The organism is Pseudomonas sp. Z3-8, assembly GCF_051131975.1.
GTDB lineage: Bacteria > Pseudomonadota > Gammaproteobacteria > Pseudomonadales > Pseudomonadaceae > Aquipseudomonas.
In genome coordinates this window covers 1,535,317-1,561,865 of sequence record NZ_CP071643.1, presented here as the reverse complement: position 1 = coordinate 1,561,865, position 26,549 = coordinate 1,535,317, and the positions used below count along the sequence as shown (strand labels likewise).

Annotated in this window: 23 protein-coding genes and 2 pseudogenes; 6 read left to right on the top strand and 19 right to left on the bottom strand. The window is 59.8% G+C overall.

Annotated elements, in window-relative coordinates; all coding sequences use genetic code 11:
* Positions 1 to 123: 123 nt before the first annotated feature.
* From astE to acs, 13 genes are all read right to left on the bottom strand, one after another.
* On the bottom strand, positions 124 to 1,131 hold the full coding sequence (gene astE, locus J3P94_RS07345) for a succinylglutamate desuccinylase (RefSeq protein ID WP_434572354.1): 1,008 nt from the start codon (positions 1,129 to 1,131) through the stop codon (positions 124 to 126).
* Between the two features lie 12 nt (positions 1,132 to 1,143).
* On the bottom strand, positions 1,144 to 1,431 hold the full coding sequence (locus J3P94_RS07340; protein WP_305499345.1) for a topoisomerase II: 288 nt from the start codon (positions 1,429 to 1,431) through the stop codon (positions 1,144 to 1,146).
* A gap of 69 nt (positions 1,432 to 1,500) precedes the next feature.
* The gene (gene astB / locus J3P94_RS07335; protein ID WP_434572352.1) at positions 1,501 to 2,847 is read right to left on the bottom strand and encodes an N-succinylarginine dihydrolase; all 1,347 of its coding nucleotides are present in this window, start codon (positions 2,845 to 2,847) and stop codon (positions 1,501 to 1,503) included.
* A 145-nt stretch (positions 2,848 to 2,992) separates the two neighbouring features.
* The gene (gene astD, locus J3P94_RS07330; protein WP_434574120.1) at positions 2,993 to 4,462 is read right to left on the bottom strand and encodes a succinylglutamate-semialdehyde dehydrogenase; all 1,470 of its coding nucleotides are present in this window, start codon (positions 4,460 to 4,462) and stop codon (positions 2,993 to 2,995) included.
* Positions 4,459 to 5,484, bottom strand: coding sequence for an arginine N-succinyltransferase (astA, locus tag J3P94_RS07325; RefSeq protein ID WP_434572350.1), 1,026 nt, complete (start codon positions 5,482 to 5,484; stop codon positions 4,459 to 4,461). The genes astD and astA overlap by 4 nt, the downstream gene beginning before the upstream one ends.
* 56 nt (positions 5,485 to 5,540) lie before the next feature.
* Entirely contained in the window at positions 5,541 to 6,560 is a 1,020-nt protein-coding gene (gene aruF, locus J3P94_RS07320) for an arginine/ornithine succinyltransferase subunit alpha (RefSeq protein ID WP_434572348.1), read from the bottom strand.
* Positions 6,561 to 6,792: 232 nt separating this feature from the next.
* Positions 6,793 to 8,013, bottom strand: coding sequence for an aspartate aminotransferase family protein (locus tag J3P94_RS07315; protein WP_434572346.1), 1,221 nt, complete (start codon positions 8,011 to 8,013; stop codon positions 6,793 to 6,795).
* A 409-nt stretch (positions 8,014 to 8,422) separates the two neighbouring features.
* A complete protein-coding gene (locus tag J3P94_RS07310; protein ID WP_305499333.1) occupies positions 8,423 to 9,403 on the bottom strand; it encodes a GlxA family transcriptional regulator in 981 nt (326 codons plus the stop codon).
* Positions 9,404 to 9,515: 112 nt separating this feature from the next.
* Positions 9,516 to 10,280, bottom strand: a complete 765-nt coding sequence (locus J3P94_RS07305) for an ABC transporter ATP-binding protein (protein ID WP_434572344.1) — start codon at positions 10,278 to 10,280, stop codon at positions 9,516 to 9,518.
* Between the two features lie 56 nt (positions 10,281 to 10,336).
* Entirely contained in the window at positions 10,337 to 11,035 is a 699-nt protein-coding gene (locus J3P94_RS07300) for an ABC transporter permease (protein ID WP_434572342.1), read from the bottom strand.
* The gene (locus J3P94_RS07295; protein ID WP_434572340.1) at positions 11,032 to 11,721 is read right to left on the bottom strand and encodes an ABC transporter permease; all 690 of its coding nucleotides are present in this window, start codon (positions 11,719 to 11,721) and stop codon (positions 11,032 to 11,034) included. The genes J3P94_RS07300 and J3P94_RS07295 overlap by 4 nt, the downstream gene beginning before the upstream one ends.
* A 90-nt stretch (positions 11,722 to 11,811) precedes the next feature.
* Positions 11,812 to 12,585: an ABC transporter substrate-binding protein gene (locus J3P94_RS07290; protein WP_305499327.1), complete on the bottom strand. Its 774-nt coding sequence runs from the start codon at positions 12,583 to 12,585 to the stop codon at positions 11,812 to 11,814.
* Between the two features lie 717 nt (positions 12,586 to 13,302).
* A complete protein-coding gene (gene acs, locus J3P94_RS07285; protein ID WP_434572338.1) occupies positions 13,303 to 15,258 on the bottom strand; it encodes an acetate--CoA ligase in 1,956 nt (651 codons plus the stop codon).
* A gap of 419 nt (positions 15,259 to 15,677) precedes the next feature.
* Between acs and J3P94_RS07280 the strand changes: the two genes are divergently transcribed.
* The 3 genes and pseudogenes from J3P94_RS07280 to J3P94_RS07270 all read left to right on the top strand — a co-directional run bounded on the left by J3P94_RS07280 (position 15,678) and on the right by J3P94_RS07270 (position 18,581).
* Entirely contained in the window at positions 15,678 to 15,941 is a 264-nt protein-coding gene (locus tag J3P94_RS07280) for a DUF2790 domain-containing protein (protein WP_305499325.1), read from the top strand.
* A 490-nt stretch (positions 15,942 to 16,431) separates the two neighbouring features.
* Positions 16,432 to 17,682: a ribonucleotide-diphosphate reductase subunit beta gene (locus tag J3P94_RS07275; protein WP_305499322.1), complete on the top strand. Its 1,251-nt coding sequence runs from the start codon at positions 16,432 to 16,434 to the stop codon at positions 17,680 to 17,682.
* A 390-nt stretch (positions 17,683 to 18,072) separates the two neighbouring features.
* Positions 18,073 to 18,581: pseudogene (locus J3P94_RS07270) on the top strand (BRO-N domain-containing protein).
* Positions 18,582 to 18,996: 415 nt separating this feature from the next.
* Here J3P94_RS07270 and J3P94_RS07265 read toward each other — a convergent pair.
* The 3 genes from J3P94_RS07265 to J3P94_RS07255 all read right to left on the bottom strand — a co-directional run bounded on the left by J3P94_RS07265 (position 18,997) and on the right by J3P94_RS07255 (position 21,039).
* Entirely contained in the window at positions 18,997 to 19,242 is a 246-nt protein-coding gene (locus J3P94_RS07265; protein ID WP_434572336.1) for a type II toxin-antitoxin system Phd/YefM family antitoxin, read from the bottom strand.
* A gap of 79 nt (positions 19,243 to 19,321) precedes the next feature.
* The gene (locus J3P94_RS07260) at positions 19,322 to 19,726 is read right to left on the bottom strand and encodes a helix-turn-helix domain-containing protein (RefSeq protein WP_434572334.1); all 405 of its coding nucleotides are present in this window, start codon (positions 19,724 to 19,726) and stop codon (positions 19,322 to 19,324) included.
* Entirely contained in the window at positions 19,723 to 21,039 is a 1,317-nt protein-coding gene (locus tag J3P94_RS07255) for a type II toxin-antitoxin system HipA family toxin (RefSeq protein ID WP_434574118.1), read from the bottom strand. Before J3P94_RS07255 ends, J3P94_RS07260 begins: the two co-directional genes overlap by 4 nt.
* A gap of 348 nt (positions 21,040 to 21,387) precedes the next feature.
* Between J3P94_RS07255 and J3P94_RS07250 the strand changes: the two genes are divergently transcribed.
* Positions 21,388 to 22,380 (top strand): hypothetical protein, encoded by a 993-nt coding sequence (locus J3P94_RS07250; RefSeq protein WP_434572333.1) that lies wholly within the window; start codon positions 21,388 to 21,390, stop codon positions 22,378 to 22,380.
* Between the two features lie 46 nt (positions 22,381 to 22,426).
* Here the strand turns inward: J3P94_RS07250 and J3P94_RS07245 are convergent.
* Positions 22,427 to 23,121 (bottom strand): annotated as a pseudogene (locus J3P94_RS07245) (DUF6933 domain-containing protein).
* Between the two features lie 301 nt (positions 23,122 to 23,422).
* On the opposite strand from J3P94_RS07245, the gene J3P94_RS07240 reads away from it, so the two are divergent.
* Positions 23,423 to 23,740, top strand: coding sequence for a helix-turn-helix domain-containing protein (locus J3P94_RS07240; RefSeq protein WP_305499305.1), 318 nt, complete (start codon positions 23,423 to 23,425; stop codon positions 23,738 to 23,740).
* Between the two features lie 10 nt (positions 23,741 to 23,750).
* Here the strand turns inward: J3P94_RS07240 and J3P94_RS07235 are convergent, their stop codons facing one another.
* A complete protein-coding gene (locus J3P94_RS07235; protein ID WP_434572332.1) occupies positions 23,751 to 24,797 on the bottom strand; it encodes an MBL fold metallo-hydrolase in 1,047 nt (348 codons plus the stop codon).
* 189 nt (positions 24,798 to 24,986) lie between these two features.
* Here J3P94_RS07235 and J3P94_RS07230 point away from each other — a divergent pair, with 189 nt between their 5' ends.
* Complete coding sequence (locus tag J3P94_RS07230; protein ID WP_434572330.1) at positions 24,987 to 25,595, top strand: TetR/AcrR family transcriptional regulator; 609 nt, start codon at positions 24,987 to 24,989, stop codon at positions 25,593 to 25,595.
* Between the two features lie 3 nt (positions 25,596 to 25,598).
* Here J3P94_RS07230 and J3P94_RS07225 read toward each other — a convergent pair whose 3' ends face one another.
* Positions 25,599 to 26,546, bottom strand: a complete 948-nt coding sequence (locus J3P94_RS07225; RefSeq protein ID WP_434572328.1) for a LysR family transcriptional regulator — start codon at positions 26,544 to 26,546, stop codon at positions 25,599 to 25,601.
* Positions 26,547 to 26,549: the final 3 nt, after the last annotated feature.

The following is a 26,549-nucleotide window of genomic DNA, read 5'->3' as shown; positions in this document are numbered from 1 at the left end:
AGAAACACTGAGACCCTGTGGGAGCGAGCTTGCTCGCGATAGCGGACTGTCAGTCACCTTCAACATTGACTGAAGCACCGCAATCGCGAGCAAGCTCGCTCCCACATTGGTTCTGCGTTGGCTTTAGGCCAGGTTCGCTTCAGTCGTCGGCACGATCAGGATGCCCGCGCGCAAGCCATTCTTGACCTTGGGGTTCGGGAAGATGATCCGGGCGCCCTCTTCTTCGATCACCCAGCGGGTCTGGGCGATGTCCTCGGCCAGGACGTAACCTTTTTCAAGCTCCGAGAAGTTCTCGATGTCCGCCGGCAGGTTCAGGCGGAAGCTGTCGCTGTGCTTGATGATTTCCCGCGCCACGCTGAACAGTTGCAGACCATCCAGGCTGTCTTCCAGCTCCGGCTCGTTGCCTTCGATGATCTGGTGCAGGCGGGTTTCCAGCTGGTTGACGTTGACGCCACCGTTCTGCCCGAACGGCCGGGCCTTGCCCAGTTCCAGGGTGAAGGACTCGGCGCCCAACTGATCGTAGGTGTACGCGCTGAAGACGATGGACGGTTTGTTCTGCAGCAATACCGCTTCCATGCCCGCCGCGCGCAGGCGCGCCAGCTCGCGACGTGAATGTTGGCGACCTTCCTTCCAGGGGTACAGGGCGAACTGCTCGATCTTCGAACCGCGAATGGCGGTGTGCAAGTCGTAGTGCAGACGGCTGCGGTCCGGCACGCTGAAGAAACTCGCGGCCAGCCGTTCCAGCTCACAGGCGCGCAACGCCTCGGGGCCGCCGCTCAGTTCGTGGCGGCCGTTGAACAGCCGGTTGACGTCCTGCTCGACAAAACGCTCGCCGCGACGAATCGCCTCGGGGTTGCCGAACAGAAAAAGAATGCGTGCCCGTGGTTTCAGGTCGCCACGGGCAATGTCGTGCAGCAGGCGATCGAGCAACTCGATCGGCGCGGTTTCATTGCCATGGATACCGGCCGACAGCAGCAGGTCCAGGCCGTTGTCCCGGGCTTCGGGCGGCTTGACCTCCAGGGCGCCCTCGCTCAACCAGCGCATCCGTACGCCTTCGACAGTCAGTTGAGTCTTCTCCGCCGGTTCGCGGCCGGCGAGGGTCAGTTCAAGCAGTTTGCCGAGGGCGAGCATAGTGCGGTTTCCTTAGTGATCGTGGCCGCAGTCAGGGCCATGGACGTGGTCGTCATCGCCGATGTCGGCCGGTTCCATTTCCAGTTGCAGGCTGACCAGGTTGGTCGCCAATGGACGCAGCAAGAGGTTGGCGTATTCCGCGTCCCCTTCCTCGACGTCGACGCCGATCAACAGCTGGCCGCGACCGTCCTGCTGGATCCATAGTTCCTTGCCCTGCCACATCACCGCAACGCGGGTGCAGGAGGTTTCCAGTTGCGTGCCGTCGGTGTCTTCTAGGATCAGCTGCAGGGTATCGCTCATGTCTTTACATTCTCGTCGGGGGATAAGGCAACGCGCCCTGCTTTGACTGTAGTCAGGACGCGCGCGCTTTCAATTGATCTGGAAAGGATAAACCGCGCCAAGTTTAAGGATTTGTGTCAGTTCATCCAGTGCCGACCGGCATTCAAGCAACAATTGCGGGTCCGCCAGGTCGTTTTCGGTCATGCGGTCGCGGTAATGGCGCTCGACCCATTGGGTCAACGACTCATACAGCGGCGCGGTCATGATAACCCCTGGGTTGACGGCCGCCAGTTCGGTTTCGTTAAGCGCCACGCGCAACCTCAGGCAAGCGGGGCCGCCGCCGTTCTGCATGCTTTGCTTGAGATCGAAGACCTTCACTTCGCGAATCACCCCGCCAGACCCCGTCAGGCCTTGCAGGTAGTTCCAGACGCGTTCGTTGCCACGGCATTCTTCCGGGACGATCAACAGCATCGAGCCGTCGGCACGGGACAGCAACTGGCTATTGAACAGGTAGGAACGTACCGCATCATCCACGGTGACCGCCGAACGCGGTACGCACACTGGCTGAAATTTCCCACCGACCTTGGCGATTTTATCGCCCAGCTCGGCCAGCATCCGGTCCGTGTCGAGGAACGCGTCCTCGTGATAGAACAATACTTCGCCGTTACCGACCGCGATCACGTCGTTGTGGAAGACGCCCTGGTCGATCACCGCCGGGTTCTGTTGGGCGTACACCACGCCCTCCTCGCTCAGGCCGTGCAGGCGGGCAACGGCGCGGGACGCTTCGAGGGTCTGGCGCGCCGGGTATTTCTGTGGCGACGGGTAGCGGCTGTCGAAGGCGCTGCGGCCGAAGACAAAAAACTCGACGCCGGCCTCGCCATAGGCACGGCAGAATCGCGTGTGGTTGGCCGCGCCTTCATCGCCGAACTGCGCCACCGCGGGCAACGCGGCGTGATGGGCGAAGTGCTGCTGGTCGGCGAACATCGCGCCCAACACACGGCTGGTGGTCGGGTGCTCGATGCTGCGGTGGTACTTGCAATTGAGGTTGGCGGCGGTGAAATGCACCCGGCCGTCAGCGGTGTCGGCGCTCGGGCTGACGGTAGCGGCGTTCGCCACCCACATGCTCGAGGCCGAGCAACTGGCGACCAGCAGCGGCATCGCTTCTTTCGCGGCGCGCTGGATGACCTGCGCATCGCTGCCGGCAAAGCCCAGCCGACGCAAGGCCGCCACGTCCGGACGCTCCTGCGGCGCCAGCATGCCCTGCTGGAACCCCATGTCCATCAGCGCCTTCATTTTCGCCAGGCCTTGCAGCGCCGCCTCCTTGGGGTTGGAGGATTGCTGGCTATTGCTCTGGGACGCGACGTTGCCGTACGAGAGCCCGCCGTAGTTATGGGTCGGCCCCACTAGACCGTCAAAGTTGACTTCATAGGATTTCATCAGCGAGGCTCCACGAGAATCTGTTTTTTATAGGCATCAAGTAACGACCGCGGCGCGCCGATCGTCGGATCGCCGCCCGGAGCAAGCTCGCTCCCACAGGGTCTTGCACTGTCCTTGTGGGAGCGAGCTTGCTCGCGATTGGGGCTCACACCATTGTCACGCCGGGAGTGAGGGCAGCTGGCATGACCAGGCTCGGTGTCTCCAGCGACGCAACCGGGTACGCGCAGTAATCCGCCGCGTAATAAGCACTGGCGCGGTGATTGCCCGAGGCGCCGATGCCGCCGAACGGCGCGCTGCTGGCGGCGCCGGTCAGTTGTTTGTTCCAGTTGACGATGCCGGCGCGGCTTTGCAGCCAGAACTGGTCGTAACGTTCTTGCGAGTCCGAGAGCAAACCGGCGGCCAGGCCATATTGGGTATTGTTGGCTTCGCTGATCGCGGCGGCGAAATCCTTGTAGCGGATCACCTGCAGCAGTGGCCCGAACAACTCTTCGTCGGGGCGCTCGGTCACGGCGGTGACGTCGAGGATACCCGGGGTCAGCAACGCGGCCTGGGGCTGCGGCTGGGTCATGGCGAGCAGTGGCACGGCGCCCTTGCCCAGCAAATGATTTTGCGCATCCATCAGCGCCTTCGCCGCGCCTAAGGAAACCACCGAGCCCATGAACGGCGCCGGTTGCTGGTCAAAGGCGCCGACTTCGATAGTCGAGCTGACCTGCACCAGGCGCGCCAGCAAGGCATCGCCCCAGGCACCCTCCGGCACCAACAGGCGGCGCGCGCAGGTGCAACGCTGGCCGGCGGAAATGAACGCCGACTGGATGATCGTGTAGACCGCCGCATCGACGTCGGCCACTTCATCCACCACCAGCGGGTTGTTGCCGCCCATTTCCAGCGCGAGGATCTTGTCCGGACGACCGGAGAATTGCTGATGCAACAGGTTGCCGGTGCGACTGGAACCCGTGAAGAACAGCCCGTCGATGCCCGGATCCGCCGCCAGGGCGATACCGGTTTCCCGCGCACCTTGCAGCAGGTTCAGCACGCCCGCCGGCAGTCCGGCCTCGACCCAGCACTGGACCGTCAGCTCGGCGACTTTCGGGGTCAGCTCGCTCGGTTTGAACAACACGCAGTTACCCGCCAGCAGCGCCGGCACGATGTGCCCGTTGGGCAGATGACCGGGGAAGTTGTAAGGGCCGAATACCGCCACCACACCGTGGGGCTTGTGCCGCAGCACGGCGGTGGCGTCGCCCAGGGGGCCGCTCTTTTCGCCGGTGCGCTCGCGGTAGCTCTGTACCGAAATCGCCACCTTGTTGATCATGCTGGTGACTTCGGTGGCGGCTTCCCACAGCGGCTTGCCGGTTTCCTCACCGATGCAACGGGCCAATTCGTCAGCCTGCGTCTTCAAGGTGCCGGCGAAGGCTTCGAGCACCTGGATGCGTTCATCCAGCGAGCGCCGCGCCCACTCCGGGAACGCCTGGCGCGCCGCCTGCACGGCCGACTCGACCTGCGCCGCCGTGGCGCCCTTGCCCGTCCACAACACTTGCTGGGTGACCGGGTTCAACGACTCAAAGACGTCGCCCTGGCCTTCCAGCCAGCTTCCCGCGATGTACAGCGATTTCATTATTTCGACTCCCGAGCGGCGGACAACGCCACGGCACGCACCTGGTCGCCGGCGTTGAGTTGAAGACGTTTGGCGGTCAGCGGATCGACCACCAGGGTGCCCGCGGCGAAGCGCGCAGGCGCCGCGGTGATGCGGCAGTCCTGGCACTTGCGGTTATGGATGAGGAACGGCGTGGCGTCATCGCCCGGCGTGCCGATGGCGAGTACCAGCGCCTGGCTGTCGCGAATCGCGCGGATCTTGCTGGTTTCGCATTCGACGGCGGGACCGGCGTCGAAGATGTCGACATAGCCCTGATAACTGAAGCCTTCACTCTTGAGCATCGACAGCGCCGGTTCGGTGTCAGGGTGAACCTGGCCGATCACGGCCCGGGCATCCTCGGACAGGAAGCAGGTGTACAGCGGGAACTTGGGCATCAATTCGGCGATGAAAGCCTTGTTGCCCACGCCGGTCAGGTAATCGGCCTGGCTGAATTCCATCTTGAAGAAGTGCCGGCCGAGGCTTTCCCAGAACGGCGAACGGCCGTTTTCGTCGGACATGCCGCGCATCTCGGCGATGATCTTGTTGCCGAACAGCTGGGAGAATTCGGCGATAAACAGCAGCCGCGCCTTGGCCAGCATGCGACCGTTCAGGCCGTTGCGGTAGTCGGCGTGCAGGAACAGCGAGCACAGCTCGGAGTTGCCGGTCAGGTCGTTGGCCAGGAACAGCGTCGGGATTTCCCGGTAGATGTTCAACTCCTGGGAAGCGCTGACCGTCAGGCCGACGCGGAAGTTGTACCAAGGCTCGCGCAGCCCCACGGCACCGGCAATGGCGGAAATGCCCACCACGCGACCATCGTCGTCTTCGAGCACGAACAGATAGTCCGCGTCACCACGCCCGGCTTCGCCGCGAAAGGTCTTCTCGGCCCAGCCGACCCGATGCGCCAGGCGCTCTTCGTTGGCCGGCAAGGTGGTCAGGCCGGTGCCGGTGCTGCGGGCCAGGGCGATCAGCGCGGGTAAATCGCTGCTGCGTACGGGACGAACGATCATGCTATCTCCTCAAACGGGCCGCTCAAGCCACCCGCGAAAAACTCGTCTGTAAAGCGTTATACGGCTACCAGGCGCACGCTGGCACCCTCGCCGACGCCCAGGGCTTCGGCCGCTTCCATATCCAGTGTCACGGGCTTGCCCGGCGCGTAATCGAGTTCGAGCAGCACGGCGCGGTAATCCTGCAGTTGGGCATTGGCCACCAGGTACTGGCGGCCCACGCCCTTGACCGTTTCACCGATCTTGACCGGCACCACGCGGCTCTGGGCGATCGAGCGGATCCCCGAGACACGCGCATGCAAGGTCGGACCGCCGTCGAAGATGTCAATGTAGTGATCGGTCTCGAAACCTTCGCGCATCAGGATATCGAAGGTGATCTGTGCACGCGGGTGGACCTGGCCCATGGCTTCCTGGGCGGCGTCCGGCAACAGCGGCACGTAGATCGGGTAATGCGGCATCAGCTCGGCGAGGAAGGTCCGGCTTTTCAGCCCGCACAGGCGCTCGGCGGCGGCGTAATTGAGGTCGAAGAAGTTGCGACCGATGGCGTCCCAGAACGGTGAATCGCCATTCTCGTCGCTGTAGCCGACGATCTCGGTCACCACCGAATCGGCGAAGCGCTCCGGGTGGCTGGCCACGAACAGCAGGCGTCCGCGGGAGTTGAGCTCCGCCCAGGGCGAGCCGACCAGTTCCGGGACCACGTAGAAACTGGTCAACAGGCTGTTGCCGGTCAGGTCGTGGCACTGGGACAGGACGTGAATCTTGTTGTGGATCTTCAGCTCGCGGGAGGCATGGACGAACGTCTCGTTGCGAAAGCTGTAGAACGGCTCGGAATAGCCCGCCGACGCGACGATGGCCGAACAGCCCACCAGCTTGCCGGTGGTGGTGTCTTCGAGGACGAAGAAATAGCTTTCCTCGCCGTTGAAACTGACTTCGGCGGCGAAGGAGGCTTCGCTTGCAGCGATCTTGTCGCTCAGGCGTTCCACGTCGTCCGGCAAGGAAGTGACACCGATCGGACTGTCCGCAGCCAGCCGCTGTACCTCGCCCAGGTCAGCCATTTGCGCGGGGCGCATCACCAGCATGGTGTCACTCCTTAACTTGAAATAAACGGTTCGACCATCGGGTCGATACACAGAGAAAAACTAAACGAACACCCTGACGCGTTACATCCGCGGGGGTCTTCGATTTTTCAGCCGCAACAAGCACCCTGTGGGAGCGAGCTTGCTCGCGATAGCGGTGTGTCAGTCAACATTGATGTTGGCTCATCCGACGCCATCGCGAGCAAGCTCGCTCCCACAGGGGTCAGGCTCGGCCTCAGGCTTGCGTCAGCTTCGCCGCAGCCCGCTCGAAGCGGTCCAGGCCGGCGTCGATGTCGGCGTCTTCCACCACCAGGCTCGGGGCGAAACGAATCACGTCCGGGCCGGCTTGCAGAATCATCAGGCCTTCCTGCTCGGCGGCGTTGAAAATGTCCTTGGCCTTGCCTTTCCAGGCGTCGTTCAGCACGCAGCCGATCAACAGGCCAAGACCACGCACTTGGGTAAACAGGCCGTACTTCTCGCCGATCTGCTCCAGGCGCGCCTTGAATTTCAGATGCTTGGCTTTGACGCCGCCGAGCACTTCAGGCGTGTTGACCACGTCGATCACCGCTTCGGCCACCGCGCAGGCCAGCGGGTTACCGCCATAGGTGGTGCCGTGGGTGCCGACCACCAGGTGCTTGGCCAGCGCTTCGGTGGTGAGCATCGCCGCGATCGGGAAACCGCCGCCCAGGCTCTTGGCGCTGGTGAGGATGTCCGGGACCACGCCGTAGTGCATGTAGGCGAACAATTCGCCACTGCGGCCCATGCCGGTCTGCACTTCGTCGAATACCAACAGCGCGTTGTGCGCATCGCACAGCTCGCGGGCGCCTTGCAGGTAAGCCAGATCGCCCGGCAGCACGCCGCCCTCGCCCTGGATCGGCTCCAGCACCACGGCGCAGGTCTTGTCCGAGACTGCTGCTTGCAAAGCTGCAAGGTCGTTATAAGGAACGTGGGTGATGCCGGTGATTTTAGGACCGAAACCGTCGGAGTACTTCGACTGCCCGCCAACGTTGACGGTGAACAGGGTGCGCCCGTGGAAGCTGTTGAGCGCAGCGATGATCTCGTATTTCTCGCTGCCAAACCGATCAAAGCCGACGCGACGGGCCAGCTTGAACGCGGCCTCGTTGGCTTCGGCGCCGGAGTTGCAGAAGAACGCGCGCTCGGCAAAGGTTGCGTCGACCAGCTTGTGGGCCAGGCGCAAGGCCGGCTCGTTGGTGAATACGTTCGACACATGCCACAGCTTGTTGGCCTGCTCGGTCAGGGCTCCGACCAGGGCCGGGTGGGCATGGCCCAGTACGTTGACTGCGATACCGCCAGCAAAATCGATCAGCTCGCGACCGGACTGGTCCCACACGCGGGAACCGGCACCACGCACAGGGATAAAGGCAGCAGGTGCATAGTTGGGAACCATTACCTGGTCGAAATCGGCGCGTTGGACCGCGGCTTGCTCAACGGACATCGGAGTCTCCTGAAGAGGAACACCCGCCTGGAACTGGCGAGCTTGGTGAGGATTGTAAGGACAGTTTTCGGCCCGGCCTTGCCGCCAAGCGACAACTTCTTATAGCGCCAACCCACGATTTTCGCGGGTTTACGCCAATGCGACAAATAGCATCGCAAAGGCGCAGTTTAAACGTTGCCGCCGGGTTTGAGGCAGCGGCATCTACATTTCCCTGCCCAGCCACAACTGTCGTTTGAGAGGCGTTATCTGTGGCGAGGGAGCTTGCTCCCGCTGGGGCGCGCAGCGTCCCCCAGAAAGGCCCCCAATCAATCTGACACACCGGGGTTACCGTTTGGGTCCGCTTCGCGGCCCAGCGGGAGCAAGCTCCCTCGCCACAGGTAGTTGCCTTACCACAGGAGCCTTATCTGCCCTAACCCCGTTCGGACGGCACCGACGACAATTCGAACGGGCTGCTGCTGCGCCGCTGGTTGCGATCTTCCCGCGGCGTGGCGCCGAAGAAGTTGCGGTAGGCGCTGGAGAAATGCGGCCCGGAGGAGAAACCGCAGGACAGGCCGATCTGGATGATCGATTTACTGGTCTGCATCAGCATCTGCCGGGCCTTGTTCAGGCGCAGCTCCAGGTAGTACTGACTGGGCACACGGTTGAGGTATTGCTTGAAGATTCGCTCCAGCTGCCGACGGGACACGCACACATGCTGGGCGATTTCGTCGGTGGTCAGCGGCTCTTCGATGTTGGCCTCCATCAGCAACACCGCCTGGGTGAGCTTCGGATGACTGGAGCCGAGGCGGTTCTGCAACGGGATGCGCTGGCGCTCGCCGCCTTCGCGAATGCGCTCGACCACCAGTTCCTCCGAGACCGCGCCGGCCAGCTCGGCGCCGTGATCGCGCGCCAGCACCGCCAGCAACAGGTCGAGCACCGACATGCCGCCGCAGGCGCTCAGGCGATCGCGGTCCCAGTCGAACAAATGGCTGGTGGCGATAACCTTGGGAAAACGCTCGGAGAAATCGTCCTGCCAGCGCCAGTGCACGGCGGCCCGGTAACCATCAAGCAAACCCAACTGCGCCAGCGGATAGACACCGGCGGACAAGCCGCCAATGACGCATCCGGCGCGCACCAGTTGCTTGAGCGCGCTGCTCAGCGGCGAGGCCAGCGACGTCGGCGGCTCGTCAGCCAGCAGGAACAGTTTCTGCAGGCCTTCGAGCTTGCCGGCCCAGGGTTCGCCCGGCAGCTGCCAGGCACCCTCGGCCGGCGGCTCGGCGTGCAAAAACGACAGCTCGTAGACCACGTCCGGATGCACTCGCTGCGCAACACGCAAGGCCTCCTCGGCCAGCGCCAGCGTCAACGCTTTAGTGCTGGGCCAAATCAGGAAACCTATTCGATGGGCAGTCATGGCGAGCGATCCGAAGCGAAAACAGTGTTAAAGCCAAAAGCGGCTGCAACCAAATTAGACCATCTGGCGCGCGGTGCGCAGCATGACCCAAATCAGGTGCGTACGGGAGCGATTACTTCAGGCTGCCCGACAGGAATTGTTGCAAGCGCTCCGATTGCGGATTGACCAGCACTTCGCGCGGGTTGCCGCTTTCTTCGACGATGCCTTTGTGCAGGAACACCAATTGGTTCGACACCTCGCGGGCGAAGCCCATCTCGTGAGTCACCACCACCATGGTCCGGCCTTCCAGGGCCAGGGCCTGCATCACCTTGAGCACGTCGCCGACCAGCTCCGGGTCCAGCGCCGAGGTCGGCTCGTCGAACAGCATCACTTCAGGCTCCATCGCCAGCGCCCGGGCAATCGCCACGCGCTGCTGTTCGCCGCCGGACATGTGGCCCGGGTAGGCATCCTTGCGGTGGGCCACGCCGACCTTGTTCAGGTAATGCTCGGCCTTCTCCCGTGCTTCGGCCTTGGCCACGCCCAGCACATGCACCGGCGCTTCGATGATGTTTTCCAGTGCGGTCATGTGCGACCACAGGTTGAAATGCTGGAACACCATCGACAACCGCGAACGCATGCGTTGCAGCTGCTTGGGATCCGAAGCCTTCATGGCGCCGTCCTTGCCTGCTACCAGCTTCAGCTCTTCGTTGTTGAGCAAAATCTTGCCGGCATGGGGTTGCTCAAGCAGGTTGATGCAACGCAGGAAGGTGCTCTTGCCGGAGCCACTGGAACCGATGATGCTGATCACATCACCGGCGGCGGCTTTCAGGGACACGCCCTTGAGCACTTCATGACTGCCATAGCGTTTATGCAGGTCTTGGACTTCAAGCTTGTACATGCGGTCGGTTCTCACAAAACGTCAGTCGTTGAGCAGTCGATCGGATCGATGCGTTATCAGTGCTTGCGCGGGGCCAGGTAACCCAGCCAGCGGCGCTCGGCCAGTTTGAACAGGCGCACCAGGATGAAGGTCAGGCACAGGTAGAAAACGCCGGCCGTGATGTAGGCCTCGAACGGCAAGTAATACTGAGCATTCACCGTGCGCGCCGCACCCGTGATGTCGATCAGGGTGACGATTGACGCCAGGCTGGTGGTCTGCAGCATCATGATCACTTCGTTGCTGTATTGCGGCAGTGCCCGGCGCAACGCCGACGGCAGCAGGATCCGGCGGTACAGCTTGTAGCGCGACATGCCCATCGCCTTGGCCGCCTCGATCTCGCCATTGGGCGTGGCCCGCAGGCTGCCGGCGATGATTTCGGCGGTGTAGGCGCTGGTGTTGATGGCGAACGCCAGGCACGCACAGAACGTCGCGCTGGACAGCCATGGCCAGAGGAAGCTCTCGCGCACCACCTGGAACTGCGCCAGCCCGTAGTAGATCAGAAACAGCTGCACCAGCATCGGCGTGCCGCGGATCACGTAGGTGTAGAGCCAGGCCGTCATGTTGACGATCGGCTGCTTGGACACACGCATCAGCCCCAGGGGCAACGCCGCCAACAGGCCGAAGAACAGCGACAGCGCCAGCAGCTTCAAGGTGGTCAGCAGGCCACTGAAGTACAGCGGCAAGGCTTCATAGATGACGTTGTAGTCGAAGATCATAGATCAGCCGCCCTTACGCCTACCGAGTAGCGCTTCTCAAGGTGACGCAATGCCAGCAACGAGACACTGGTGATCACCAGGTACATCGCCGCCACCGCGAGGAAGAAGGTGAAAGGCTCGCGGGTGGCATCCGCCGCCTGCTTGGCCTTGAACATCATGTCTTGCAGGCCCACGACCGAAATCAGCGCGGTGGCCTTGGTCAGTACCAGCCAGTTGTTGGTGAAGCCCGGGATCGCCAGGCGGATCATCTGCGGCACCATCACCCGGAAAAACACCTGGAACCCGTTCATGCCATACGCCATGCCCGCCTCGGCCTGCCCCTTGGGGATCGCCATGAACGCGCCGCGAAAGGTCTCGGACAGGTACGCACCGAAGATGAAACCCAGGGTGCCGATACCGGCCGCCAGCGGGTTCAGGTCGATGTAGTCGTCATAGCCGAGCATCGGCGCGACGCGGTTGAGCAAGTCCTGGCCGCCGTAGAAAATCAGCAGGATCAGCACCAGGTCGGGAATGCCGCGGATGACCGTGGAATACAGGTCGCCCAGCCACGCCAGCCAACGCACCGGCGAGAGGCGCAACGCGACACCGATCAGCCCCAGGACGATGGCCAGGACCATGGACGACAAGGCGAGCTGAAGCGTCAACCATGCGCCATCGAGGATGACAGCCCCGTAGCCTTTCAACATGATTCAGGTCCTCGAAAGTGGGATGAAAAAATGGCGCAAACCGCAGAGATCCTGTTGCTTGCGCCATTTCGCCGCAGTGGCGGGACGTAGTTACTTGCCGTAGATATCGAAGGCGAAGTATTTGTCCTGGATTTGCTTGTACTTGCCGTTCTCGCGAATGGCTGTGATCGCGCTGTTGATCTTGTCTTTCAGCGCATCGCCCTTGCGAACCGCGATACCGATGCCGTCGCCGAAGTATTTCTCGTCGGTGAAGGCCGGGCCGACGAAGGCAAAGCCCTTGCCCGCGTCAGTCTTCAGGAAGCCGTCATCCAGCAGCGTGGCGTCGGCCACGGTGCCATCGAGACGACCGGCGGAAACATCCAGGTAGATTTCGTTCTGCGAACCGTACGGCTTGATCTCGGCACCCAGCGGGGCCAAGACTTCACGGGCGAAACGCTCGTGGATCGAACCACGCTGTACGCCGATGTTCTTGCCCTTGAGCTCGGCCAGGCCGTCGCTCACCTGGGTACCGGCCTTCATCACCAGACGGGCCGGGGTGTTGTAGTACTTGTTGGTGAAGTCGACGGACTTCTTGCGATCTTCAGTGATCGACATGGACGACAGGATCGCATCGATCTTGCGTACCTTCAGCGCCGGGATCAGGCCGTCGAACTCTTGCTCGACCCACACGCACTTGACCTTCATCTCTTCGCACAGCGCATTGCCGATGTCGTAGTCGAAACCGACGATGCTGCCATCCGGGGCTTTCGAGGCGAACGGAGGGTAGGCCGCTTCGATACCGATCTTCAGGGGTTTCTCATCGGCGAAAGTCGGCAGGGACAGCACGGACAGTGCCAGGGCGCCAAGCAGCACAAGTTTCTTCATCTTGGGACTCCATCGGTAAAGGGCGAAAACGGCAGAGTGAGCAACAGCCCAATATGCGAATGGGTGAAACGAACTTGCGTCCTAGGAAGCTCACGATTTATTCAACGCGAGCCACGACGAGCGAGTGATCGGCATTCTAACGACAGGCCCGAAGCCGATATTTCTTCAATGCGACAACTAATTACAGAAGCACCGAGAAAGCTGTTCGAGCACATTGACAGCTCCGCAAATTCATGCGAGAGCAAAAGATAGGGAACCGATCCACGCTGCAAATAGCGGGCCCATTATTCGCAAACCCTTCTAATCCGGCAAGCACAGCGTGTCGGCTTGTTTTCATATACGCCTGGAACCGCCCTATGACGGGGCTTCGCGTTTCACATCGCCCCGTTATGGCGCCTTTGGTTACACATTTCGAAACGTCGGTAACGTTCAGACACCTCTTACTTTAAACGCCGATATTTATTCGAACACCCCACCAGCCACACACCCACCCTGTGGCGAGGGAGCTTGCTCCCGCTGGGCTGCGCAGCAGCCCCAAAAGCCAGGCACCGGGGTCGTTCAGTCATACCGCATTGGCCGGTTTACGACTGCTGCGCAGCCGAGCGGGAGCAAGCTCCCTCGCCACAAAGGCACCACACTTCAAGCCCTCCCAGCGCGTTCATAAAAAAAACCCGCCCGGCAAATACCGGGCGGGGCTTTCGGTGCTACACGCTACCGTCAGGCCACGTTCATAGTCTTGTGCGTCTCAATCAGGTGCGCCACCACACCCGGATCGGCCAGAGTGGAGATATCACCCAAGCCGTCGTATTCCGCCGTGGCGATCTTGCGCAGGATGCGGCGCATGATCTTGCCCGAACGGGTTTTCGGCAGCCCCGGCGCCCACTGGATCACGTCCGGCGAAGCAATCGGGCCGATCTCCTTGCGCACCCAGTTCTTCAACTCCAGGCGCAGGGCTTCGCTGGTTTCTTCGCCGGCATTCAAGGTGACGTAGACGTAGATGCCCTGCCCCTTGATGTCGTGTGGCACACCCACCACCGCCGCCTCGGCGACTTTCGGGTGAGCAACCATGGCGCTCTCGATCTCGGCGGTGCCCATGCGGTGGCCGGAAACGTTGAGCACGTCGTCCACCCGACCGGTGATCCAGTAGTAGCCGTCCTCGTCGCGACGAGCGCCGTCACCGGTGAAGTACATCCCGCTGAAGGTCTTGAAGTAAGTGTCGACAAAACGGTCATGGTCGCCGTACAGCGTACGAGCCTGGCCCGGCCACGAATCGAGGATCACCAGGTTGCCTTCGGCGGCGCCTTCGATCAGGTTGCCGAGGTTGTCCACCAGCGCCGGCACGACGCCAAAGAACGGACGCGTGGCCGAACCCGGCTTCAACGCCGTGGCGCCTGGCAGCGGGCTGATCAGCACGCCACCGGTCTCGGTCTGCCACCAGGTGTCGACGATCGGGCAACGCTCCTTGCCGACGTTCTTGTAGTACCAGTCCCAGGCTTCCGGGTTGATCGGCTCGCCCACCGAACCCAGCAGGCGCAGGCTGCTGCCATCGGCGCCTTCGACGGCGGCAGTGCCCGAGGCCATCATTGCGCGGATCGCGGTCGGCGCGGTGTAGAGAATATTGACCTTGTGCTTGTCGATCACCTTGGCCACTCGGGTGACGTCCGGGTAGTTCGGCACGCCTTCGAACAGCAGCGTGGTCGCGCCATTGGCCAATGGGCCGTAGACGATGTAGCTGTGGCCGGTAACCCAGCCCACGTCGGCGGTGCACCAGTAGATGTCACCGGGCTTGTAGTCGAATACACGTTCATGGGTCAGCGCCGCGTACAGCAAGTAACCGGCGGTCGTGTGCTGCACGCCCTTGGGCTTGCCGGTGGAACCGGAGGTGTAGAGGATGAACAGCGCTTCCTCGGCGCCCATCTCCTTCGGCGCGCAAACGGTGCCAGCCACTTTCATCAGGTCTTCGTACCAGATGTCACGATGCTGGTTCCACTTGATGTTGCCCGACGTGCGCTTGCACACGATGACTTTCTGGATGCTGCTGGTTTCCGGGTTGGTCAGCGCGTCATCGACGTTGGCCTTGAGCGGGATCTTCTTGCCGGCACGGATGCCTTCGTCGGCGGTGATCACCACTTTGGATTTGCAGTCGATGATGCGGCCAGCCAGGGCTTCCGGCGAGAAGCCGCCGAACACCACCGAGTGGATTGCACCGATCCGGGTGCAGGCCAGCATGGCGACCACGGCCTCGGGAATCATCGGCATGTAGATGGTCACCACGTCGCCGCGGTGCACGTCCTGGCCGCGCAGGGCGTTGGCAAACTTGCAGACTTCTTCATGTAGTTGGCGATAAGTGATGTTGCGGCTCTCGGACGGGTCGTCGCCCTCCCAGATGATCGCAACCTGATCCCCGCGCTCTTCCAGATGACGGTCGAGGCAGTTGTAGGAAACGTTCAAGGTGCCATCGGCAAACCACTTGATGTCGACATGGTGATCGTCGAACGAGGTCTGTTTCACCGTGGTGAAAGGCTTGATCCAGTCGAGGCGCTTGGCCTGCTCGCGCCAGAAGCCATCGGGGTTGACGACCGACTGCTGGTACATGGCCTTATAGGTCGCCTCGTCAGTCAGCGTACTGGCCGCAACCTCGGGACGAACGGGATACACAGAAGCCGCACTCATCTTTCTTACCTCGGTGACAATAGTTGTTTTTGTATGGTTCCGTTGTAGCTTGGGGCGGGCCTATAGAACCATTCGACGATGGTAGTAACAAGTCCCTACAAAATGTCGGTACTAACCTGCAAATCCACCTGAAGATATCTTCATGTGGGAGCGAGCCTGCTCGCGAAGGCGTCCTGTGAACGAACATCAATCCAACGGGTAATCAGCCGATTATTACCAGATCAACCAACAGTGTTTATCAAAACCAAGTCTGTTTACCCCTCCCCTCGCCTCCTAAAATCAACCCCGCCAACCGGCAAACCCGATTGACGCAACACAGCCCCCACGAAGGCCGTTGATCCAACTTCCAACACTTGCTCCACACGCAGCCCCAAAAAGGCTGCGTGACCCCACTCGACCTCAAGAAAGGTGAAATACAGATGAAAGCTTTATGGGTTCTGGTCCTTGGCAGCCTTTGCGCCACCGCCATGGCGGATGAGGCCCCGACCGATGTCGCACAGCAGAAACCGGCGATCGAGGAGTACACCTACTCCACCCACCTGGACATCGCCAAAGTCATTTCCATGAGCACCATCCCGAACGTTTGCGAAGTGGTCCCGGCAAAAATGGAATATGAAGATTCCAAGGGCCAGCGCCACATCATGCGCTACAGCGTCATGGGCACCGGCTGCTCCAACGGCTGATCACAACTGGCAGTTTCCATGGCCCGATTTCGATCGGGCCTGGTTGTGTCTGGAGCCACCAAAAACCGCCAGCAAACACAACATGTAGTGCAAAACGGCAAAAATCGATCACTTTCTGATCAAAAAAACCCGCCATCCGATCCATGCAAAAAAAATCTTCAACGGCCAAAGCCTTGTAAACCCTCGCTCCCATGCGGGTATGCCCCCCCGCGACCTCTTCTGTGAGCTATTTCGCCGCACCACGTAGGCAAAAAAGTCCTTATAATGCCGCCTTAAACGGGCCTGCAATATCCCCTTACAGGGATCAAAGCCAACCTGAAGCCTGCGTAACGGCCGATCATGCCGATGCGTGCAAGCCGCTTCAGTACAACCCGTACATTTTTCTGTTTATTGCCTGCGTCAGCTGCTGCAACAAACGACTTTCCAAGATCCACCGCGGCCAGTAGGCCTTTCAACGGGCATCTGGCCCTCACGCAGGAGACGACACGTCATGCTGAGCTGGGACGAATTCGACAAAGAAGACGACGGCGAAGTCGCGGTAAAAGGCGCCAACGCCGGCCACGCTTCTGAAGCCAACATGGACCGCCTCGACAGCGCCGGCGGTGCCGCCGCGCTCGAAGCCCGCGCCGTGACGGCCAGCGACTCGGCCGCGATCATTCGCGCCAAGGCCGCCCTCGACAAACTCGACGTCGCCGAAGGCCTCGCCGAACTCGAAGGCGCCTCCGCCCGTGTCGCCGTCGATGAAAAGCGCATGATCAACTGCCGCGCCGACCTCAACCAGCTCGTGCCTTTCAAATACGACTGGGCCTGGCAGAAGTACCTGGACGGCTGCGCAAACCACTGGATGCCGCAAGAAGTCAACATGACCGCCGACATCGCGCTCTGGAAAAACCCGGAAGGCCTGACCGACGACGAACGCCGCATCGTCATGCGCAACCTGGGCTTCTTCTCCACCGCCGACTCCCTGGTTGCCAACAACCTGGTCCTGGCCGTGTACCGCCTGATCACCAACCCGGAGTGCCGCCAGTACATCCTGCGCCAGGCCTTCGAAGAGGCGATCCACACCCACGCCTACCAGTACTGCATCGAATCGCTGGCCATGGATGAAGGTGAAATCTTCAACATGTACCACGAGATCCCATCGGTCGCGAAAAAAGCCGCCTGGGGCCTGAAATACACCCGCTCGATCTCCGATCCGAAGTTCGAAACCGGCACCCCGGAAACCGACAAAGAGTTGCTGCGCAACCTGATCGCCTACTACTGCGTCCTGGAAGGCATCTTCTTCTACTGCGGCTTCACCCAGATCCTCTCCATGGGCCGCCGCAACAAAATGACCGGCGTCGCCGAGCAGTTCCAGTACATCCTGCGCGACGAATCCATGCACCTGAACTTCGGCATCGACGTGATCAACCAGATCAAGATCGAAAACCCACACCTGTGGGACGCCGAAATGAAGGAAGAAGCAACCCAGATGATCCTGCAAGGGACCCAACTGGAAATCGAATACGCCCGCGACACCATGCCTCGCGGCGTGTTGGGCATGAACGCGGCGATGATGGAGGACTACCTCAAGTTCATCGCCAACCGTCGCCTGTCGCAGATTGGTCTGAAGGAAGAGTATCCAGGCACGACGAACCCGTTCCCTTGGATGAGCGAGATCATGGACTTGAAGAAAGAGAAGAATTTCTTTGAGACTCGGGTGATTGAGTATCAGACGGGTGGGGCTTTGAGCTGGGATTGATTTCTAGTCCTCGTTGCACCATCAGCATTTAATTAAAAACCCCGTGAAAACGGGGTTTTTAGTTTTCTAGGGGAGCGAAAACTGCGTTTAGCTCTGAGACTGTAACGCTGTCTTTGCCCTACGCAAAACTCAGAATCGTTCCGTATTGACGCCGTATCGCCTCGTTACCTATCTTAGTCGCAGGTGCCTAAGAAACGCCCAACGTAGTAGCTAATCGCCAAGCATAGAACCGCGTACTGTCTAAGGACATTTGCAATTCTGTGTGGAGAAGAAGCTAGTTGGGATTTCTTACATCCTCTACGTCGGGCTCGCGCCGCTAACCTTCTAACGTAGAGGTCGTCATGCCCACAAAAACGCAGCTTTGTTCTCCGTGCACCTCGGAGACCCATCATGCCTGATGCTTACACTCCGGCGGTTTTCACCCGTCATAGTCTCAATCTTCATGCCCTTCTAGTTGAAAACCAGGCCTGGTTCAGCGCATCCGATTTGGGTCGTTTGATGGGCAAGCACCTCGATGAACGCATGACACGCAAGCTTGATCCTGACCAGCGCAGGATGATGCTCATGCACGTCCATGGCTTGACCGAAGAGCGACTGATGCTGAGCGAGTCGGGCGTCTATGCCTTGCTGGTTTATCACTATTGTCCTGAATATCGGTTGCTGCGTGAGTGGATCACGCATCAGGTAGTGCCAACCCTGCGGGATGAGCGGTATTCGCATAAGGTGGAGCGGCCGATGTTGAGCGTGCTGGATTGGCCGAAGATGTCGCTCTGCATGCTGCACTGGCAGGATGAGCCATGGATTCGCTTGCGGGATATGCGGCGGTGTTGGTGGATGATCCGTTTAGCCAGCATGAATCCTGGTGGCGGAAAGCCTCTCGGATTATGCGAGGGTTTTGAGCGTTCAAGCAGAAGCCGTCGTCCGTGTTCGGGCGGCGGTTTTTTGCTTGGGTATGGAACTGGGGCCGCTTCGCAGCCCAGCGGGAGCAAGCTCCCTCGCCACAGGTGTCAGGTCATAGGTTGGTGTAGCGCTTGGTTACTGCGTTGTTTTGAAGATCGCGGGCGGGTTCCCACGACTATGGCGGTGTTTAATAGTGGTTTCGGGAAACGCCCAATTCCTGTTGGACAAAAAAGAACACATGGGGATATGTAATGACAAAAAAAATTAAAAGTGAGGCCTTCGAGTCGATTCACAGCTCGGCCGAAGCGCTGCTGAAAATCGGCGCTATCGACAAGGCCACTATGCGAGAGTTTGACGAGGCCTGCATGGCTGAGGTGCCTACTGAAATCTCAAATCAGGAAGATTCGTCTGCACTCAGAGCCGGCCCTCAAAACTATCAATGATGTCCTCGGGGATGCGTTCGAAATCCGCCGACATCCGAATCTTCCCCTTCAACCGACCAGGCTTGCGCGCCTGCGGTGTAGCGACATGGGGCAGCAGATCCAGATAAGGCTTACCGGCCTTGGTGATCACCACCTTGTCGCCCTGCCATGCACGTGCACCCAGTTGTAAGAGCTGGGACTTTGCTTCGTGCAAGGTTACTTGCACCTGTTCACTCATACACCGTCTCCACGGATTCAACTGACCCAAGCTTGAGCGCTCGATAGGTTCAAGCTGGCGCTTCGGAACATTCCTCCACCTAACCGGCCGCGCCCTTGTTGCCATCCTTGGCCTTCGTACCGAGCTGTGCTGCGATTTTGCGTTTAGGATTAACACCGCGAATGGGCATTTGGGGAGTCGCTTTTTGCGGCTTGGTCGGCGGCGTGTAAAGGGTCGTGGCAGACTTCGTCAGCCCCAGGCGCAGCCCGAATTTCCTCAAGATGGCTTCGATGGTGCTAAGGGTTGGATTACCCTTGTCCTTCTCGATCTGGTACAGGGCCTTGGTCGACATGTTGCACATGAGAGCAAAGGTTTCCTGATCCAGGCCGGTCACCTCAAGCCGTAGCCGGCGGATAGCGGTTCCCAGGGTTTCGATCCCCGTCACATGTCGCATGACAATGTCGTCAATGAGCTCCCTGCGCCGTTCGTTGATGTTCTCTTTCATCGCAGCCCCCATTCAGCCAGGCGCTTATCCAAATTGTTCAGCGGAATAGACTGAGCCCGCCTCACTTCCTCTGGAAGATCAACCAGCAGATCCGGTAAAGCTCTAAATGTCTCGGCGGCTCCAAGCAGGCGCTCGAAAAGCACGTCAGAGCTGACCAAGTCCTGAAAGTCACTGCAGACCGCTTTCCAGTCAGGACTTCCCATATGCTCGGCCTTCCATTTGGTTACCCGAGTGACACCTTCCGGATCGAGCACCATTGGTGCAAGGTCATAGATCGGCGCCAGTTCGAATTTGTCCCGATATCTGAAGATGGCCGTGTTGCGCCCATGATTATCCGAATTCCCCAGGATGCGGTTCAGCAGGTCACGGCGAAGGTATTCAAATACCAGCTCTTCAAGCTCACCTTCCTGCCCATTCGTGCGCCACAGATGGATCAGACGACTGAGCACATCCTCATGATTCATTCTCGAACCAGGCTCGGTGTTCTGACACACTGAATAAATCGACTCGACCGGAACCCTCTCCACCATGCCGTTGGCGACTCGTCGATCAAAGCGCGGCATCCACAGGCTTGGCTTTTCGGCCTCCTCAAGCAACAGTTCATTTGTAGATATCGTATTCAAACCGAGTTGGGAGATCGCTTTGTAGTAGTGGTACTCGGCCCGCAGGATGATCTTGTCGCGCTCAGTGGCTTGGTTGCGAGCAAACTTCACCAACCAATGGCGACGCGCAAGTTCGTCAGAAAGCATCGCATCGGCATAAAGCGCGCCATCCCCATCCTCAACCATGATCAACTTTGGAGCTTCCCCCTGGGCGCCCGTAGCACCGCCCAATGCAGCGCCAGATTCGTAGGCGTATTCGAGAAAGTCACTCGTTCTGTCTACCACCTCTTTGCGCGCAAAGGCCTCTTTGCGAGTCTGGTCGATATGCTCGAAAGACTCCTTCACCCTCAAGTGCCCAATGGGAGAAGGTGTGCAGCGACTCAGGAGGAAAAAACTCATGTCCATGCCGTCTGGCTTTTCCCCACCGAATCTCTTCTGCAACGATTTCCGAGCAGCTCCAGCCGGTATGATGTCGTAGACGAATGGGGGATAGCCTTTACCATCGACAGCGTTCCAGCTCAGCGGAAGGTTTACGCTGAGGGCGTGTTCAAACGCGGTATCTAGCTTATGAATGAAGTGAACCAAGTAATCTTGGTCGTAGGATAGGCTGCATCGCGACTCCTCAACCTTCTGAACGTTCGACACGCTGAAGATCACAGCGTCGCGCCAATGGCCTTCAACGTAAGTCTGAATGGTGAGATGTTCTGACATTTTCATATCAACCGGAACTATGATGCCGGTTATTCTCACCCAAAGCCCTTGTACCAGCAATATAATTCCGATTATTGGCAGAATGGAGGGAGAAATCGGTATTGTGATGCCGATTAGCTAGGCCTGGAGCTGCGGAACGAGGGCGGCTTCGCAGTCCAGCGGGAGCAAGCTCCCTCGCCACGGGTTGGTATCAGGGCGCAGGTGGGTGGCGGGATTGATGGCGGGGTCGGTTTGGGGAATCGCGAGCAAGCTCGCTCCCACAGAAGCTTTGTGGTGAGTTGAAACTTTGGGTGCAGCCCGCCGCGTCCTTCGGTATTAATACACCTCCTCTCACGGACCCGAGCCTCGATGAAATTCAACACTGCCTACTGCCTCAGCCTCGATGCCAAGCTTTCGATCTATGACGTTCGGGATCTTAATTTCGACGAGACCATGGCGTTCGACTCGGCCAAGGAGCGCTTCCAGTGCCCCAACGATGTGTGTCGGGCGGCGTTTGATGAGGAGAATCGGCTGACGACGTTCAACGCCAAGAACGTCAATTACATCCGCACGCCACATTTCAAGAATCAGCCAACTACCCGGCATATCGAGGGTTGCCCGTATGTCAGTCCGAAGACGCCGGGGTTGGAGGTGGGGAGTGGCGAGGCAGAAACGGATGACGGCCGTGAAGAGCATTTTCCGTCGGAGCTGTTGCTGACTCGGCGTGAGTACATTCGCAAGCCGCCGGATCAGCCGAAGGATGTTGTTGCGACTCGGCCCACGTCGAACCTTCCATCGTCCCACGGTGACAACGCCCATTCCGTTCAGGACTCGACGCCCGACAAGACCAGCGTCTTCGCCCACCCGGTGGAGTGTTTCGTCTCGAATTTCGACAACAAGGATCTGCTCAAGCGCATGCCGCTGAAGATTGGCGAGCACACCGCGCCTTACAGTTCCTTTTTCAAGAAGATCGACTTTCTGCTGGATAACAAGGGACTGATCTACTGGGGCAAGATCAAGCAGATCAAGGATTACACGCAAAGCTTTCGCATTGATTTCGAAGCGAAGGTCTGGTTCAAGCAGCCGGACGAGGCGAAGAAAAAGCCTTATTCAGTCAACGTCTACCTGAGCAAGAAGCTGATCGATAACTACCGCAAGCGCAAGGCGTTCCTGGCAGAGATCAAGCACGCCATCGACAGTGACGCGCCGTTGTATTGTTTCTTTTATGGCGTGACGCCGGAGTTGCAGCAAGTGCCGAGCAAGAAGAACCCCGAGCAGACGTTCAGAGTGTTCAGTGCCAATATCGAGAACCTGGATCACTTCATTATTCGGGAGGCGCCCGGACTGACTGAGTCACTTTAAAAAATCCAGGGCCTTGATTCGGGCAGCAAATTTCCGGCCTTCAGTTTCATTGCGTATCCCGGGTAAGTTCGCGTTCGTACGCCCAGATCTCCTGTTTCACTCCAATGTGCCGCTCATGTGCTGCCTGGGCCGCTGATTCATCCAGGCCGCCATAACGTCGTAACCAGTGAACAATCATCTCTTCATCCGGGTACTGATAGCCCTTGTATTCCTTACTGCCTCTGGGGACGTCGTTCATGCTGCCATCGAAGCGGCCTGCAGAGACCTCATTAGAGGGTAACGTGCCCCATTCAGCGGCGCAGTCCTCGAACGTCCAGGAAATCTCGTTGATGTGCTTTTGCGCACCGCGATGACCGCGCCTGTAAAAAACGTATTCGCGACAGCTCTCCTGGAAACGCTCCATCATCAATTCGTCGTCAACCCAGTCAAGAAGATCGTGCAGCCCCGCCTGACGCATCAGGCCATCTATCCATCGTTCGGAAAATCGCTGAACAAAACCTTCGATGTCAGCCTTTTTAGCATCGGCGAAAATCATGCAGTAGCGGGTTCGTACGTGGATGACGAACAACACGTGTTTTCGTTGCACAGTGATCGCATGAACGAGCCATTGTTCGGCAAATTCACCCAGCTCATCGTCCTCGATAACAGGCGATGGTGGTTTTTCCATCGGGTGATTTTCTTGCCTTTGCTCATACGGCTGAAAAAGTTGCTCGCCGCTTCGGTGCAGTTGAAGATCAACATTTGGGCTCTCGGAAAATGCTGGAAATACTAGGCGTCTTCGGCCCATTCAATCTCGAAGGGTGGCGATCAGCTTCAGAAATCCTTTCACGTAACTCCTCGCCCAGAACCGCCAATTCCTGATCCCTCAGCAGACCATATGCAACCAGCAATCTCAAAGAGTTTCGTCGGGTACTAGGTCACGCAACGAGCACCTGGCCGGAAACGACCGTTGGTCATTGATCAAGAAAATGAGATTGAAGCGGGATCAAAACAACTGTACAAAAACACAGTATTTTTGAATCCACAGCTTTGGAGTACCCCCATGGCCTCTCTCGCAATCAAAACCACCCTGGAACGCATCGCCGTCTATCAATTCACCCCTGCCCACAGCGCACAGGCCCGAGCCATGCTGGGGTGGAGTGTCGAGGAGCTGTCCCGTGAATCCGGGGTCTCGGTCCAGGCCATCCGACGTTTCGAGGCGGGCGGCGAGTTGCTCGATGTCACCCGCCTGGCCCTGGCGTTTCGATTCGAGGCCGAAGGCCTGGTGTTTTTCCCCGGCTTCACTCCGGGGCGTGGCATGAATATCAAGGGCGCGACGCCCAACCCGATGGAGCGGGCGGACTACGCCATGATCGAGTAGCGGCCCGCTATCAAGCCACGCCGGTCTGGTTCTGATAAACCGAGGGCTCCACGTCCAGCCACCAGGCGCGACCCCGTTGCGGTTGCGCCAGGTTGAAGGCCTCGCCCATTTGTGGCGTGGTGATGCTGACGTTGCGCTCCCAGGCCAGGGCCAGGATGCGGTCGAAAGGCTCATACCAAGCGTGCATCGCCAGGTCGAACGTGCCGTTGTGGATCGGCAGCAGCCAGCGGCCCTTCAGGTCGATATGTGCTTGCAGGGTCTGCTCCGGCTGCATGTGGACGTGGGGCCAGTCGACGTTATAGGCGCCGGTTTCCATCAGCGTCAGGTCAAAGGGGCCGTATTGCTCGCCGATGCGTTTGAAACCGTCGAAGTAACCGGTGTCGCCACTGAAGAAGATCCGCGTGGCGCCGTCGATCATGACCCAGGACGACCATAAGGTGCTGTTGCTGTCGAACAGGCCGCGCCCGGAAAAGTGCTGGGATGGCGTAGCGATGAACTCGATACCGGCCACCTCGGTGCCTTGCCACCAATCCAGCTGACGCACCTTGCTGGCATCGACGCCCCATTTGATCAGGGTGTCGCCCACGCCAAGAGGCGCCAGGAAGTGGCGAGTCTTGGCCGCCAGCTTGAGGATGGCATGATGATCGAGGTGGTCGTAATGATCGTGGGACAGGATCACCGCTTCGATCGGCGGCAATTCTTCCAAGCTGATGGGCGGCTGGTGAAAACGCTTCGGACCGGCCCACTGCACGGGTGAGGCACGCTCGGCGAACACCGGATCGGTCAGCCAGAACTTGTCTCTCAGCTTGAGCAGCACCGTGGAATGGCCAAGGCGGAAGACGCTGTGGTTCGGTGCGGCCAGCAGAGAGTCCCGGGTCAGGGGCTTGACCTCGATGGTCCCTGCGGGCCGTGTGGTTCGCGGCTTGTGAAAAATCATGTTCCAGATGACGCGCAGGGTCGTACCGAATCCTTCGCGCGGAGTGAAGGCATGATTGCGAAACTTGCCTTGCTCATGCCGTGATGAGAGGTTGTCGGTGCGAAACGAGGGAGTGGTCATGGTGCGATAACTCCAAGGGCGTCAACGCAGATGCGCTTCGCCGTCGTGGGACGCTGGATGGCCGTTGCATGCACGCTCAGCCGTTTGGCAAATAAACTACACCGCACGGTGTAGTTTCTAGATTGCATGAATCCCGGGAGCAAGTAAACTGCCGAGTGTAAGTTCTCCCTTTCCAGCCGACGAGTGCCCATGACCGTACCGCAGCGCCTTACCGAGCGAAAACGCGAAGCTATCCTCCAGGCCGCGATTGCCGAATTCCGCAGCAGCGGCTTCGAGATCACCAGCATGGACAAGATCGCGGCGACCGCGGGGGTGTCCAAGCGCACGGTGTATAACCACTTCCCAAGCAAGGAAGAGCTGTTCGCCGAGATTCTCAATCGGTTGTGGAACAGCATCACGGCGGAACAGCTCACGCCCTACAATTCGCAAACACCACTGCGCGATCAGCTGCGAACGCTGCTCCAAGCCAAACTGCAGATGCTGGCCGACGAGAATTTCCTCGACCTGGCGCGCATCGCCATCGCCGCTACGATTCATTCCCCCGAGCGGGCCCAGGACATGGTTGCGCGCATGGGCGAGCGTGAAGAAGGCCTGACCGTCTGGGTTCGCATGGCCCAGGCCGATGGCCGGCTGAAACCCGTCGACCCGGCATTTGCGGCCCAGCAGATGCACGGGCTGATCAAGACGTTCGCTTTCTGGCCGCAGATCTCCATGGGCCAACCAAGCCTGGCGCCCCATGAACAGGCGCAGGTGATCGAATCGGCACTGGACATGTTTCTCGCCTGCTACCAGCGCTGAACCTCAGTTCAGCCGCAGATTGCGCCCCAGCTCGTCAAACAGCGTCACCACCGAGCGCAACGCGCGGCAATCCGGCCGGGTCAGCAACCAGAGCGCCGTGTCATATCCGGCCAAGGGCTCGCCAATGGGCGTCAGGCCCTGGTTGCCATCGATCAGGAAATCCGGCAGCGCCGCAACGCCCAGACCGGCTCGCACCAGTTCAGTCACAGAAAGCATGCTGTTGCAGCGATAGGCAGGCACCACGCCAGGCAAGTGCTGGCGGCGCCAGGTCACGGTGGGGTGATCCGGCAGGAAATCGTCCGGCGCGATCCAGGTCATGGCGGCCAGGTCATCCGCATTGGCCGAGGACAAATACGTGGCGCCGGCACATACCCGGTAAACCACGGGGCCCAGGTTTCGACCCACCAGATGCTCCGGCGGCGTGCGGGTCAGCCGCAAGGCAATATCCGCATCGCGACGGCTCAGGTTGGCGAAGTCGTTCGTGGTGCTCAGTTCCAGGGTCAACGCCGGATAGGCGGGCATGAACCGCGCCAACGCGGGCAGGAGCAATGCCTGCAGCACCGAGTCGGTACAGGTCAGGCGTACTGTGCCGCTGACCACGCTGCCGCCCTGCTCCACCCCGACACGCGCGGCTTCCAGCGCCTGCTCAGCGCGCTCGGCCTGCTCGGCCAATGCCTGCGCGAGGCTCGTGGGTAAATATCCGGAACGGCTTTTCTCGAACAAGGGCTGGCCCAGGGCCGCTTCCAAACGGCGCACCGAGCGGAAAACCGTCGACACATCCACCTCCAGCAGCCGCCCGGCCCGGGCCAGCGAGCCGCCACGGACCAGCGCCAGGATCAGGCACAGGTCGGGATATCCCAGTCGATATTGCGTCGCTGCATTGAACACTTGGGTAAACGCCAATATTGATTGCGTGAACGCCAATCTATAGTGGCGACCAGGAATCAACAAGCG